The sequence below is a fragment of the Gordoniibacillus kamchatkensis genome (assembly GCF_000829455.1).
GTDB lineage: Bacteria > Bacillota > Bacilli > Paenibacillales > NBRC-103111 > Gordoniibacillus > Gordoniibacillus kamchatkensis.
This window is the reverse complement of sequence record NZ_JXAK01000023.1, coordinates 1-12,486: the sequence shown is the minus strand read 5'-3', so window position 1 is coordinate 12,486 and position 12,486 is coordinate 1. Positions and strand designations below refer to the sequence as shown.

General features: G+C 56.0%; 9 protein-coding genes and 1 pseudogene. 7 read left to right on the top strand and 3 right to left on the bottom strand.

The annotated features are described in order from the left end of the window. Window positions 1-144 precede the first annotated feature (144 nt). The 4 genes and pseudogenes from SD70_RS36945 to SD70_RS14305 all read left to right on the top strand — a co-directional run. Window positions 145-1,419 (top strand): YncE family protein, encoded by a 1,275-nt coding sequence (locus SD70_RS36945; RefSeq protein ID WP_197081044.1) that lies wholly within the window; start codon window positions 145-147, stop codon window positions 1,417-1,419. After that, a complete protein-coding gene (locus SD70_RS36940; protein ID WP_197081043.1) occupies window positions 1,416-2,936 on the top strand; it encodes an alkaline phosphatase family protein in 1,521 nt (506 codons plus the stop codon). The genes SD70_RS36945 and SD70_RS36940 overlap by 4 nt, the downstream gene beginning before the upstream one ends. A 91-nt stretch (window positions 2,937-3,027) precedes the next feature. Further along, a complete protein-coding gene (locus SD70_RS14310; RefSeq protein ID WP_041048222.1) occupies window positions 3,028-6,144 on the top strand; it encodes an efflux RND transporter permease subunit in 3,117 nt (1,038 codons plus the stop codon). A 62-nt stretch (window positions 6,145-6,206) separates the two neighbouring features. Continuing rightward, window positions 6,207-6,911 (top strand): annotated as a pseudogene (locus tag SD70_RS14305) (SDR family NAD(P)-dependent oxidoreductase); the annotation flags it as partial. Window positions 6,912-7,311: 400 nt separating this feature from the next. Here SD70_RS14305 and SD70_RS14300 read toward each other — a convergent pair. Then, window positions 7,312-7,539, bottom strand: a complete 228-nt coding sequence (locus tag SD70_RS14300) for a putative holin-like toxin (RefSeq protein WP_041048221.1) — start codon at window positions 7,537-7,539, stop codon at window positions 7,312-7,314. A 597-nt stretch (window positions 7,540-8,136) separates the two neighbouring features. On the opposite strand from SD70_RS14300, the gene SD70_RS14295 reads away from it, so the two are divergent. After that, window positions 8,137-8,361: a helix-turn-helix domain-containing protein gene (locus SD70_RS14295; RefSeq protein ID WP_041048220.1), complete on the top strand. Its 225-nt coding sequence runs from the start codon at window positions 8,137-8,139 to the stop codon at window positions 8,359-8,361. A gap of 746 nt (window positions 8,362-9,107) precedes the next feature. On the opposite strand, the gene SD70_RS14285 is transcribed toward SD70_RS14295, so the two are convergent. Together SD70_RS14285 and SD70_RS14280 are read right to left on the bottom strand one after the other, a co-directional pair. Beyond that, a complete protein-coding gene (locus SD70_RS14285; protein ID WP_041048218.1) occupies window positions 9,108-9,809 on the bottom strand; it encodes an LrgB family protein in 702 nt (233 codons plus the stop codon). Then, window positions 9,806-10,180, bottom strand: coding sequence for a CidA/LrgA family protein (locus tag SD70_RS14280; RefSeq protein ID WP_041048217.1), 375 nt, complete (start codon window positions 10,178-10,180; stop codon window positions 9,806-9,808). The genes SD70_RS14285 and SD70_RS14280 overlap by 4 nt, the downstream gene beginning before the upstream one ends. A gap of 108 nt (window positions 10,181-10,288) precedes the next feature. Here SD70_RS14280 and cidR point away from each other — a divergent pair, with 108 nt between their 5' ends. Continuing rightward, on the top strand, window positions 10,289-11,179 hold the full coding sequence (cidR, locus tag SD70_RS14275) for a cidABC operon transcriptional activator CidR (RefSeq protein ID WP_041048216.1): 891 nt from the start codon (window positions 10,289-10,291) through the stop codon (window positions 11,177-11,179). 127 nt (window positions 11,180-11,306) lie between these two features. After that, window positions 11,307-12,486: DEAD/DEAH box helicase (locus SD70_RS14270; RefSeq protein ID WP_041048215.1), on the top strand; the 1,180-nt coding region annotated here is incomplete at its 3' end.

Sequence of the window (12,486 nt, the reverse complement as noted above, 5' to 3'; positions counted from 1 at the left end):
AAGGCCCATGCTGACAAGTCCATTGGCACGAATTTGTCCATTAACACGATCTACACGCCCTTCTGACGCTCGCTTTACATTTCCTGGTTACAGTTTTGGATGTAGGCTCTAGCCAGGAAGCCTAAGATGAGGAGGGAATTAAAGTTGAAGAAACTGCGGGAGCACGTCAGCAAGAAAAAAATCGTCGCCCTCGTTTCGGCCGGAACGCTCCTTGCCGGCGCAGGCAGCGCTTACGCATGGGTAGGAAACCCGTTCGGAACGAGCATGGTCGGACGCCAGTCCGACGACAAGGCGCTCACGCCCGTCAACCAGTTCGTCACCCCAGCCGGGCAGCAAGTGGAGTTTGGCGGCAATCCGCTTTCCGTCAAAGTGCGTCCGGACGGCAAGACCGCTGCCGTATTGGTCGGCCGGAACAATTACGGCGGAGACGGCGTCAACATCGTCGATCTGAAGACCGGAACTCTCGTTGTTCAAAATTTTTCCTTGAAGCTCAGCCATATGTGGGGCTTGGCCTACTCTCCCGACGGCACTCAGCTTTATGCGACGGGCTCGTCCGGATCAACGGGAAAAATTGTCGTCATGTCGGTTGCCGAAGACGGAACTCTCGCCGTGAAAAATACGATCAACCTGCCTTTAGCCAGCGTCGGCGGCAACATCAATCCTCAAGACATCGTGCCGGAGCCGGACGGAAAGACACTGCTCGTCGCGCTTAACCGCGATAACAGCCTTGGCGTGATCGATCTGCAGACGAACCAGCTCACCGCCCGCATCCCTGTAGGCAACGCTCCGACAAGCGTCGTCGTGAGCGGCGGTACGGCATATGTGACGAACGTAGGCGGCAAGAAAGCCCAGCCGGGAGATTTTACGGTGGATTCGTCCGGTACGCCCGTATTGGCGACGCCTGCGGGAAGCTCTGCGTCGGGGACCGTTTCGGTCGTCGATCTTGCCGGCCTATCCGTCAAGAAAACGATCGATGTCGGCCTTCAGCCGGCGCGGATGACCGTGTCCGGCCAATATCTCTTCGTTGCCAACACGAACAGCGATACCGTATCGGTCATCGATACGAATACCGACGATGTGGTGCAGACGATCAAAGTCGAGCCGTACCCGAACGCTCCGCTCGGTTCCGCGCCCAACGCCGTCAAAATGGTGGATGGCAACCGGCTCGTGGTCAGCCTCGGCCGGAACAACGCTTTGGCCGTATATGACTGGAACGGCCCGGCCAAAACGCCGCGCCTTCTCGGGCTTGTCCCGACAGCATGGTTCCCGGTCGATATCGCCGCGGACGATGCCAACAAACGCCTCCTGGTCGCCAACGCGGACGGGGTCGGTTCGCTTGGCCTGAGCCGGAACTTGACGATCCAGGGAATCAGCGTGAACGGCCACTCGGCTTATGCGCAGCAGGATCGATCTCGATGATCCCGCTCCCGTCTTCCAACAGCGAGCTCGTGCATTGGACGGACGAAGTGTACGCCAACAACAACTGGTTCGATATTGCCGGCCGGAACGCCAAGCCGCGCAACAACAAGAAGCCGGCGGCGATGCCCGAACGAATCGGCGAGCCTTCCCCCATCAAGCACGTGTTCTATATCGTCAAGGAGAACCGCACCTACGATCAGGTGCTGGGCGATATCGGGCGCGGGAATTCGGATCCGTCCTTGACCCAGTTCGGCGAAAACGTCACCCCGAATCTCCATAAGCTGGCGAACACGTTCCCGCTGCTCGACAACTTCTACGTCTCCGGCATTCAATCGGCCAGCGGACACCAATGGGTGATGCAGGCGACGAATACCGACTACGAGGACAAAGAGACGGATACGGCCAACGTTCGCAGCTACCCGGGCGGTGCAGGCGACTCGCTCGCTTACGCTTCGACCGGCCACATTTGGGACAATGCCTTGAATCACAACGTCTCCGTCGTCAATTACGGCGAAGACACGACGCAGTTTACCGGTCCGGAGCCGTTCGGCACCTGGACGGATTGGTACAACGACTATTTGATCCTGTCCGGACAAAAGCAGGGCAATCTGCACGTGCCGATCGGGCACTATCAGGCGACGAGCGATATTCCATCGCTGAATCCGATCACCTATAAGCCGTTCCCTACGTTCGATTCGGCGATTCCGGACCAGTATCGCTATGAAATTTTCAAACGGCAGTTCGAGGAATACGTGAAAAACGGCAATTTGCCGGGGCTCGTGCAAATGTGGGTCATGAACGACCACACCGCCGGCACCGCCAAAAACTTCCCGACGCCGCAGGCGCAAGTTGCGGACAACGATCTTGCCGTCGGCAAAATCATCGATCTCATCTCCCACAGCCCGTACTGGAAAGACTCCCTTATCGTCATTACGGAAGACGACGCGCAGAACGGCCTCGACCATGTAGACGGCCACCGCGCGCCCGCTTTCCTGATCAGCCCGTGGGTCAAGAGAGGAATTACCGACAGCCACTATTGGACGGTCATCAACATGGTCCGGACGATCGAACAAATTTTGGGTCTCCCGGCGATGAACCAGAACGATGCCGCCGCCTTGCCGATGAGCGAGCTGTTTACCGACGAGCCCGACTTCACGCCGTACGACTTCGTGCCGAATCGCATCGCGCTCGATAAGATGAACGGAACACCGGGATCGAATCTGCCGGCAGATCCTATCGCGCCGGCCTCTGCAACCGTAACATCATCCACGTACGGGACGAAGCAGGACACGAAAGAGATCGAGAAGCTGTGGATGGAATGGTCCGATCAAAATAAAGTCAACCTCAGCGGTCCGAACGCGGGTCCGGACAAAGTGAACGCCAACATGCTGAATCATGTGGTATGGTACGCGACGAAAGGCTTCGATCAACCGTATCCCGGCGAAGACAAAGTGCTTACGCCGGACGAAGTTGCCGAACAACCGGCAAGCAAAGCCCCTTCTCCGGCGAAGAACTGAAGCGGCAATGCCTCCCATGCCCCTCCGCTTTCATGACGGAGGGGCATAAGTTTTCCAGCATCCGCTTTGCGGCAAGGAGTGAACTCTTCGCATGAACAAACTGATTACGGCGTCCATGAACCGAATCGTCCTCGTTGTCACATGCCTCGCCCTCATCCTCGTCTGGGGAGGCATGTCCGCTTACCGGATGCAGCGGGATTACTTGCCGCCGATCAACAATCCGTCCCTGCTCGTTACGGCGCAAGCTCCGGATTATGAAGCGGAACAAATTCAGGCGTCCGTCCTCGGGCCCTTCGAAGACGCTGTCCGTAAAGTCGATGGCTTGGAATCGATGGAAACGAACAGTTTTGACGGCGGGCTCCTGATCGGCCTTCATTTTCCGTTCGACTTCGATATGCGCCGTGCGGAGAGCGACGTAACCCGCGCATTGGATCGCGTTTCTTTGCCGGTCGGCGTCGGCAAGCCATCGGTAACGAGAGTAAGCTCAAGCTCTTTTCCGGTCATAAAGCTAAGTTTGACGAGTCCTTCGGGGAAAATGGAAGAAGCCGCTTTGCGCACAACGGTTCAGGCGCAAATCGCCGCCGAGCTGAAAAGTTTGCCGGGAGTAAGCGATGTTCGCGCAACCGGCGCGGCAAAATACGGTTACGCCCTCACGCTCCGGATGGCAGACCTCGGTAAAAACGGCATAACGGTCGACGATGTGAAGCAATCGCTTACCGGCATTCAATCGACGTGGATGCAGGGCAGCATTGCGAACAGCCGGGTAACGATTCCCCTGCAAGTCCCCGGCCTGACTATTAGCGAACAGGAGCTCAAGCAGCTCCCGGTCCGCGCCGCGGATGGACATACCGTTCCTCTTTCCGCCGTCGCCGACTTGTCGGAGTCGATGCTCGATGTGCAGACGATTACCCGGACCGACGGGGCGGCCAGCGTATTTTTCGACGTGCTGAAAACGCCGTCCGCGGGCATTACCGAAGTTTCGCACAACGTTCGCAGCCGGATTCAGGACGTCCCCGGCGTAAAGACGGGAGATATCAAGCTGTCCGTGCTGTTCGACCAAGGCGAGCAAGTTAGAGCCTCTTTGTACGGCCTCGTTAAGGAAGGGCTGCTCGGCTGCCTGCTGTCGATGGCCTGCGTCTTTCTCTTTTTCCGGAACGTCCGGTCTACAGCGCTTATTGCCCTATCGCTTCCGGTCTGCCTGACAGCTGCAACGGGACTGCTTCACGCGATGGGCATCAGCTTGAACATCCTGACCGTATCCGGTCTGATCGTAGCCATGGGCAGAGTGATTGACGATACGATCGTCGTCCTCGACAATATTCACCGCAAAATCCGGGAATCGCACGGGCGAGCGACCTCGGCCCTCATCGCGGAAGCTGCGGGCGAAATGATTCCCGCCATCGCCTCCTCCACGGCGACAACCGTTGCCGTCTACATCCCGATTGCATTCGTCCGAGGCATGATCGGCGCCGCTTTCTCCGGGTTCGCTTGGTCCATCGTCATTGCGCTGCTGACGTCGCTGCTCGTCGCCGTTTTTGTCGTCCCCGCTTTTTATTGTCTAGGGTATGGAAGACGGGCGAACGATTCGGCGCTTTCCATCGAGCCCATTGCGCGAAAACTGTTAAGCGGAGCGTTCCGGAGAAGAAGAGCGGTCATCGCCGTATGCGTCCTTTTATTTGTTTTATCGGGCGTAGGCGCATGGCTCTTGCCCGTTAATTTTTTGCCGGCCAACCGGTCCGGCCAAATCAACGTGCAGCTGGAGTTCCCGGAGGGGACTGCCTTGACGCAACTAGACGCTGCGGTGAAACGGATGGAGCAGGCTTTGAAGCCGAACAAGGACATCGCCTCGTTCTCTTCCGTTCTCGGTTCTTCCTTCACCCCACAATTTGACGATGTGTTCGATGCCGGCGGAGGCTGGATCCAGAGCGAAAGTGTCGCCAATATTGCAATCTCGGTTACGAACGGCGCCGAGCTTCAGACCGTCATCGATCAATTGCAAACTCAGCTTGCCGGCCTCGCGGGAAGTGCGGCAGTGACGGTAACGAATCAAAATATTGCCGGCGACGATTCGCAGCTCAAAATCGAGCTTTCCGGAGCCGACGCCGCGGCGCTCGACGCCGCGGCCCGGCTCATCCGAAGCAAGCTGCAGCATATTCAGGGGCTGAGCGTGGCCGGCGCTGTCAATGATAAAGAAGCACTCCCCCGCTTCCGGCTCGCGCTCGACCGCGCGGCATTGGACAAGGCGGGAATCCGGCCGGAAGATGTGTACGAGCGGATTCGGATCTATTTGTCCGAAGGGGCGCGAATCGATGTAAACGCGGGGCATAAGGAAACGGTCCCGCTTGCCATCCATACCGACAAGTTTGCACTTGCCGGCGGTTCACCCGCCGCGGCCGATCCGCAGACGCAAATTTTGACGCTGCTCGGGCAAGAAACGTTCCAAGGGCGCGACGGCCGGACGTTCCGGCTGAACGAGCTTGCGTCTTTAAGCCCTGCGAGCGCCCCGTCCGTCATTCAGACACGCGAAGGGCGCCCCTTCTCCGTCGTTACGGCAAATATTACCGCGAGGGATGTAGAGAAGATTGCCGGACAAGTGAAAGATTTGGTCGACGGCTTGCCTCTGCCTGCAGGAATTAGGCACAGCATCAACGGAATTTCCGCACAGGTGGATCAGATGATTTATGAAACGGGAATCGCTTTGGCCGTATCCTGCCTGCTCGTCCTCTTCATCCTGAGCCTCGTCTTCAAAGGCTGGCGGGCGCCGCTGACCGTATTGATCTGCATTCCTTTCGCTTATACCGGCTCAGTCGTCGGCATGGCCGCTACCGGAGGCGAGTGGAACCTGGCCTCGCTGGTCGGACTGCTCATGCTTTCCGGAATCGCAGCAACCAACGGCATCGTGCTGGTCGATAAAATCGAGCGCAACTTGGCCGGCGGCTTAGCTGCACAGGAAGCGATCCTGCAAGGCGCAGCGTCGAGGGTGCGTCCGGTGCTGATGACGGCGGTGACGACCGTTCTGACCCTGCTGCCCTTAATTTTCCTGGGTAATAGCGATGCCGTCATTTCGCGGTCGCTGGGCATCGTCGTCGTATGCGGCATGATCAGCTCCACGCTGATCAGCCTGCTGATCATCCCGGTCATATACGATTGGATATGCAGTCCCAAAGTGTCCGCGCGGGTAGCCGCCCGCTATCTGCAAACGGAGTAGCAAAAAGCCCGACGTGCTGGCTTTGGACGAAGCCGGCTTTACGAACGTGAAGCTGTACGCCGGCAGCTGCGGCTCGCGGAAAAAACTTAATCTTAGCCGCCCGCAGAACGGAAAAATTGGAAAAGTTAAAAGCAAAAGTGGCTGACCTTAACCCAGATCTGGATGTTGTCATTCGAACGGGTGACTTATCCGCTACTGCGAATGTTTATAAATTCTACGAAAGTCTTCAGGATTATCGGATCGAAACCTGGATTAATAATGCCGGATCTGGAAGCTTTGCTTCCGTTCTGGAACAAAATTTAAATAAAGTTACGGCGATGCTTCACTTGAATATTGAAGCCTTAACCGTTCTGACTTCTCTCTATGTGCGTGATTATGCAAATGTTGAAGGGGTGCAAATCATCAATATTTCTTCGGGAGGAGGATACCAAATTGTCGGCAATTCTGTGGCCTACTGCGCGACAAAATTTTATGTAAGTGCCTTTACAGAAGGTATAGCGCAAGAATTGAAAGAAAAAGGAGCCGCCATGCAAGTAAAAGTCTTGGCTCCTGCTGCAACTGCGACTGAATTTATTAAAAGCGCTTTGGACTTGGATGCGTTTCGTTATGAAGGAGTAGTTCCCAAATTTCATACCGCAAAAGAAATGGCTGGATTTTTATTAGATCTTTATGATAGCGAGAAAGTTGTTGGCATCGTGAATGGAAATACGTATGACTTCGAATTAAGAGATCCGATTTATCCGTATGTGGGGAGGGCAACAAGCTAGTATTTGATAATCCCCTGGCTCGAAATACACAACACTTCAATCAACCATTCAACAATCTGCAAACAACAGCGTTACAGCCCATCCATCCTTCCGGATGTTACCTTGCTTCACTTGGCCTTTTTCTTGGCGTCCCGTTCGACTTGACCCGGCCACAGAAGCCGGAGCGATTGGATCTCGTACGAGGATAGTCCGATTGCGAAGGGAGAAGATAGAGAGGTTTAAGGCCGTGGCGGGCTCGAGTTGGAGCGCTGCGCTTGCCGGTAGGCGGGCTATTGCGGCCCAAAGCTCAAGGTTGCATTCCGTTCAACGTTTAGGAAACGAGCTTGAAGAAATCACTTTTAAACATGTCGGATGATGATCAAACGGTTGGTTGTCAACCCGCTTGTTGAAACCGCATCACCTATGTTAAAATCGCATTAGAAAGACCGAGTGCGGCGAACACTCGGCCTATACAATTGGCTTGGACGGGATGCCCCTTCAAGTTGATGAATGGAACAAAAACCCACCTTCGGCGGTCAACCTTAGGGTGGGTTTTTACTTTCTCTTGATTATTCGCGATGTAGGTTAATAGAGCAACGACAAATGTTGAAAAAGCGATCATGATGAGGATTGCATCTTTACCTTCCATGGCTTCACCTCTTTTCGAAGGGAAACCATGCCTACCCAGGTTCAATTGTAAAAATGTATCTTACTCTAATTTCAGAATGTGATCAAACGTTCCTATTAATCCCACGAAAAGGTAGCCTTCCTTGTGAGATACTATAAAAACTGGAATTCCTTGCGGCCGCAGCGAAGACAGATTCGATTCCATTAAAGGCGCACTCTTGAACAGAGTGTATTGCACCCGGCGAGCATCGTTAACAAATTGCGGGAGGGCCGCGTGGGCTTCGGAACAGCGTTCTTGCAGAATGCGTTGGCTCCTGAGCTCATACGGCCCCTGTTTTCGGTGCAATATCGCTTGACGCGATAAATTGGCCGTTTCGGGTAGCAGAATCAAAATTTTGTCGCAGCCTAATCCCCGAGTCGTCTGTTTCGCCGTAAAACAGGGGGCGGCTTCGCCTTATTGGCACCTTCAGCAGAAGAAAAGCACATGTGCCGTTAAATGCCGCTTGCAGCCCATTTTTCCTCGTCACCGCACCCTTGACAATCGCCGCTCATACAATGAATTTGACTGTATCCCTATACCTTGTAACATAAAAATACTCGGGCAAGGAGGGGTGACAAATTGAAGGGCAGCGACCATAACAGCAAATTCTTGCTGACGAACCGCGAGCGCGAGGTCTTCGAACTGCTGGTCCAGGACAAAACGACAAAAGACATTGCACAGCAACTCTTTATCAGTGAGAAGACTGTTAGAAACCATATTAGCAATGTCATGCAGAAGCTGAACGTCAAAGGTCGTTCACAAGCAGTTGTCGAGCTGATCAAGCTTGGGGAGCTGAAAATCTGACCTCTGTCAGCCTTTGAATCCGCGACAGCCTTCGTGTCTGCCAGTAGCAGGCGCGGGGGCTTTTATGTGTTCCGTTAAGCCGCAAAGTCGCTGATTTGAGTCATTTGTTGCACTATTACGGCATAAAAGTTCGCAAACCGTGCCTAGAGACCAGTTGTTCCGTATCGAGCGAACAATTGTCGTAAACATAGTCAACGTAGTCTCTACCATCGCAAATTTCCCTTTTGGCCGCCGAAACAGCGTCACCATGTTCTCCAATTAGCGACCTTAGGCGCTATTTATTCGAAAATGCCCCTCGAGTCTGGAAAAAGCATACGGAGGTCGAACCATTTTCATTTACGGCGGTGACTGTCAGGTAGTCATGTTTGATTTCCCAACACCCAAACGACAAATTCGCTCTGTGACCCTGGAGTGGGCATCCTACGCCGCTTTTCCCGAGATGCAGCGACGCGTGGCGCTAATCCCCGCCCTTGCTAGATCGTCTCTATCGTTGTGGAGGTGGAATTATGGAAGGTCTTTTTGTCGATCTTTTCCTTTATATTTTCTCGAAACATAAATATAGAGTTACCACGTTATTTAACCTGGACGAATACTATAAAGCTACATATCAATTAAGCACAAATGATATTTCATACCGAACAAGAATAAAAAACATGGAGCCTTTTGGGTCAGCCGGTGGAATCGGTTATAACACTCAATACGATATCTATGTCAAGAAGAGAGACCGTTACGTCGCGGAAAAAGCGTTATCCGGGTCCACCGGATAGAAATAGGTGCAGCGGCGCCAAAATCCACGGCGTTATGGCAAGCGTAACGACTGCGGCAAGAATCATCGAAATGCTCGAGACCGTTCCGGAGACGCTGCTGAATTCGAACGCCTTGGACGTGCCCGCCCCGTGCGAGCTCGTGCCGAGCAATATGCCGCGGGCGATGTCGCCCCGGATGTTGCACAGCCGAATGACGGCAGGCCCGGCAACCGATCCGAAAATGCCGGTCATCATGACGGCGACGGCGGTGATCGTCGGAATGCCGCCAATCGTCTCGGACACGTTCATCGCAATCGGCGTAGTGACCGAATGCGGAAGCAGGCTGTAGATGAGCTGCTTGTTCAAATGCAGCGCTTCGGCCATCCAAAACGAAGAGGCGACAGCCGCGGCAGAACCGGCCAGCACGCTGGCCAATATTTCGGCTGCGTGCTTTTTGATCAGGTCAAAATGTTTGGATAACGGAACGGCAAAAGCGACGGTGGCCGGCCCGAGCATATCGGACAGCCAGTGAGCGCCGGCATTGTACGAACCGAACGGCGTGCCCGTCGTAACGAGCAAAATTACGAGTGCCGCCGGCGTAGTAATAAGAGGCGATAATAGCAATAACGGTTTGCGCCGGTAAAGCCGCTTGGACAACATATAAATGAGTATGGTGCCGAACAAGCTTGCCGCTTCGATCATGACGGACGCGCCCCCTCCTTCCTTTTGGCGATGCTTTGCGCAACGAGTCCGCTGCACATCATAACGACCACCGTCCCTAGCGCAACGACCAGCACGATCTGCACTCCGCTGCTGAGCAGCAGGCTGCGGTACGAGACGATGCCGACGGCAGGCGGAATGAAAAACAGCAGCATCTCGGCGGTCAGCCAGCCGGAGCCGGCTTCGAGCCACTCGCGGCGCAGCACTTTCGTCTGCAGCAAAACAAAAACGGCCAACATGCCCGCAATGCTGCCCGGAACGGGAAGACGCAGCCAGAGGACAAGCTTGTTCATAGCCCACGAGATCAATATAAAAACGAAAATTTGAACGATTGTGTTGAACGCTTTCTTCACGCCGCCCCCCCTTTCTCATTGAAAGTGTACAGCGGCTTCTTCCATAGGTAAAATACATATATAGAATGTTTTTCATGCCATCTGTCTATGGAAAGCAGGAACCAACGTATGGATATGCGGCACTTGCAATATTTTCTCGAGGCGGCCAGGTGGAAAAGCTTTACGAAAGCCGCTCAGGCGCTCTATATTACGCAGCCGACGATCAGCAAAATGATCAAAAACCTCGAGGAGGAGCTGGGCGTCGCATTGTTCGACCGCATCGGCAAACGCATTGAGTTGACGGATGCCGGCTCGGTTTTGCTGACGCAAGCCCAGCATATGGTCAAGTCGTTCGAGGAGATGACGTCGCATCTCGACGAATTAACGAAGGTAAAACGGGGCCGCATCCGGATCGGACTGCCGCCGATGGTCGGTGCGAGTTTTTTCCCGAAAGTGATCGGGCAGTTCCGCGAGCAGTATCCCGGGATTATGCTGCAGCTGTTCGAGGACGGTTCGAAAAAAGTCGAGGCCGACGTCGGGGCTGGGGAACTGGATATCGGAGTCGTTTTGCTTCCGACTAACGAGGAGCAGTTCGCTTCGTTCCCGTTCGTCAAGCAGAGGCTCATGCTTGTCGTTCATCCGTCGCACCGGCTCGCCGGAAGCCGCGAAGCGTCTCTTCTCGACCTGAAGGACGATGCCTTCCTGCTGTTCCATGAAAATTTTGCGCTGCATGACCGGATCATCGCCGAGTGCGCGCGGCTAGGGTTTGAGCCTAACGTCGTGTACAAAAGCTCGCAGTGGGATTTCATCAGCGAGATGGCGGCGGCCAATCTCGGCGTCGCCTTCCTGCCCGAGGCGATCTGCCGCGAGCTGGACGAAGACCGGGTGCGAATCGTTCCGCTTACGAACCCGGCGATTCCGTGGCATTTGGCTATGATATGGCGTAAGGACGGCTATTTGTCGTTCGCGGCGCGGGAATGGATCGCTTTTGCCCGACAAGCATTGTCCGGAAACGATTAGGGACGCGCGAAGCGGGCGGGCTCCGTCCGTTCCAACCGAATGTCTCGGACTGCAGGTTGGGTTAGACGGCCGCCTGTAGTAAAATGGAAATAGCAGAGCAACCGTTCGATCGGAGGGGATTTTACGGATGAGTACGGACAATTCCGCAGGATTGGAACGCTTCGGCTTTCATCCGGTCATTCGCGCTTGGTTCGAGGCGCAGTTCGGCACCCCGACGGGTGTCCAGCTGCAAGCGTGGGAGCATATCCGCAGCGGCGCGCACGCGCTGATCTCTTCGCCGACCGGCAGCGGCAAAACGCTGGCGGCTTTGTTGCCGTGTCTGGACGATATCGTGCGCGACAAAGCTGCAGCTGCAGCGGGCACCTGGACGCCGGGCGTGCGGGTGCTGTACGTAACCCCGCTCAAAGCGCTAAACAACGATATTCGCCATCACGTCGTGCACTTTGCCGAACAGATGGCCGGGCACGCGGACCGGCTCGGGCAAAACGCGGCCTGGCCCGGCTTGACCGTCGGCGTGCGCACGGGCGATACGGCGCAAAGCACGCGCGCGTCGATGCTGCGCAAGCCGCCGGACGTGCTCGTGACGACGCCGGAGTCGCTATACTTGCTGCTTACCTCGCCTCGTGCCCGCGATATGCTGCGCACGGTCCGCAGCGTGATCGTCGACGAAATCCACGATGTGGCGGGAGACAAGCGCGGCATGCACTTGTCGCTGACGCTCGAGCGGCTTGTGGCGTGGTGCGGGCGCGAGCCGCAGCGCATCGGGGTGTCGGCGACGCAAAAGCCGATCGAGCGAATCGCCCGCTTCCTCGGCGGCCGGGACGATGACGGCCGCCCCCGCGAGGTGCGCATCGTCGAGCATTTCGGCGACAAGCGCTACGCGCTGCGGGTCGGTTTGCCGGAGCCGCTCGGCCGTACCGCGAAATCGACCGAAGACGCGGTATGGACGCCGCTCGTGCGGCGCGTGCTGGCGCTGATCGAAGAAGCGGACGCGCGCACGGCGCTCGTCTTCGTCAACAACAGGCGGCTGAGCGAAAGGCTGACGCTGCGGCTGAACGAGCGGGCCGGCGACGATTTCGCCCGCGCGCATCACGGCAGCGTCGCCCGCGAGCAGCGGCTCGAGGTCGAGACGCTGCTCAAGGAAGGCCGCCTCCGCTGCCTCGTCGCGACGTCGTCGCTCGAGCTCGGCATCGACGTCGGCCACGTCGATCTGGTCATCCAGATCGACGCCCCGGGCAGCGCTGCGGCTGCGCTGCAGCGCATCGGCCGCGCCGGCCACGCTGCCGGCGCCGTGAGCCGCGCGGCGC

Excerpts from the sequence above, each read along its gene's own strand:
- cidR (WP_041048216.1), top strand. The coding sequence starts at position 10,289 with ATGGATATGCGGCACTTGCAATATTTTCTCGAGGCGGCCAGGTGGAAA.
- SD70_RS14310 (WP_041048222.1), top strand. The coding sequence starts at position 3,028 with ATGAACAAACTGATTACGGCGTCCATGAACCGAATCGTCCTCGTTGTC.
- SD70_RS36940 (WP_197081043.1), top strand. The coding sequence starts at position 1,416 with ATGATCCCGCTCCCGTCTTCCAACAGCGAGCTCGTGCATTGGACGGAC.
- SD70_RS14285 (WP_041048218.1), bottom strand. The coding sequence starts at position 9,809 with ATGATCGAAGCGGCAAGCTTGTTCGGCACCATACTCATTTATATGTTG.
- SD70_RS14300 (WP_041048221.1), bottom strand. The coding sequence starts at position 7,539 with ATGGAAGGTAAAGATGCAATCCTCATCATGATCGCTTTTTCAACATTT.